2 pseudogenes are annotated in these 722 nt (G+C 41.6%); one reads left to right on the plus strand and one right to left on the minus strand.

What is annotated here, in order from left to right:
* Positions 1 to 75 precede the first annotated feature (75 nt).
* Positions 76 to 375, plus strand: a pseudogene (pliG, locus tag ABZJ92_RS22070) (g-type lysoyme inhibitor PliG); the annotation flags it as partial.
* A 107-nt stretch (positions 376 to 482) separates the two neighbouring features.
* Here the strand turns inward: pliG and ABZJ92_RS22075 are convergent.
* Positions 483 to 647 (minus strand): annotated as a pseudogene (locus ABZJ92_RS22075) (YcgJ family protein); the annotation flags it as partial.
* Positions 648 to 722 lie beyond the last annotated feature (75 nt).

Raw genomic sequence — 722 nt, forward strand, 5'->3', positions numbered from 1 at the left:
TGTTTTTGTCATGTAAGTCACCTCTGACTGAGAGTTTACTCACTTAGCCGCGTGTCCACTATTGCTGGGTAAGATCATAGCAGCGCTCAGTACTCCGGCGAAATAAAGGGATACGATTACGATACATATACCTTCTATGCCAAAAAAGGTCAGAAAGTGCATGTGAGTATCTCTAATGAAGGCGCTGATACTTATCTCTTCGGGCCAGGAATCGATGATTCTGTTGATTTATCCAGATATTCCCCAGAACTCGATAGTCACGGACAATACTCACTCCCTGCTTCTGGCAAATATGAGCTGCGAGTGCTGCAAACTCGAAACGACGCCCGTAAAAACAAAACTAAAAAATATAACGTCGATATTCAAATTAAGTAAATGTCAACCGACGGGGACTATCCCCGTCATAGACGTTAACGCCCCACTCCTCTCTGTCGCTCAAGAGGTTAATGACGAATAGCAGAGAACATAATGTAAACAAGGCATCACTCACGACACATAAATAACATCTTTGTGGTGGTTTGATTGATTTTTCCACTCCGCTTACCATCTACACCAAAATAACGATCATCACGACATAATTTTTCTTTAACATCGCAAAATACACCGTTAGCGAATGTAAATTCGCTGGGATCGTAGCCTTGTAATGATAGACTGGCCCCCTGAATCTCCAGACAACCAGTATCACTTATTTAAGTGATAGTCTTAATACTAGTTTTTAGACT

Origin of the sequence: Shigella sp. FJ200513, from assembly GCF_040495915.1 — a bacterium.
In the GTDB taxonomy this organism is placed as follows: domain Bacteria; phylum Pseudomonadota; class Gammaproteobacteria; order Enterobacterales; family Enterobacteriaceae; genus ECMA0423.